1 protein-coding gene is annotated in these 245 nt (G+C 51.4%); it reads left to right on the top strand.

What is annotated here, in order from left to right; translation table 11 throughout:
• Positions 1-245, top strand: a 245-nt coding sequence (locus CI070_RS13285; protein ID WP_179218356.1) for a hypothetical protein, incomplete at both ends; no start/stop codon positions are given.

Below are 245 nucleotides of genomic sequence, written 5' to 3'. Positions count from 1 at the left end.
TACCTCATCGGCCATCTATCGAAAGAACTGAAAAACGGCGTCAAAATATTTTGGGAACCCACTGTCATCACCCCGATGCAGCAGCACCTCCACACCGCATTCATCGGCCTCCTCCAACACCGTACGATTGAATGGGAAAAGGCTCTGCAATCTCCCGCAAGCCAACCGTTCCCCATGAATGAAACCTTCTGGAAAGACTTCGAAACACGAATCGAACAGGCGGCAACAAACGGCACAGATCGCAC

It is taken from the genome of Akkermansia muciniphila (assembly GCF_900184965.1).
In the GTDB taxonomy this organism is placed as follows: Bacteria; Verrucomicrobiota; Verrucomicrobiia; order Verrucomicrobiales; family Akkermansiaceae; genus Akkermansia; species Akkermansia muciniphila_A.
The sequence above is the reverse complement of the archived record's forward strand: the minus strand, read 5'-3'. Positions and strand labels throughout refer to the sequence as shown.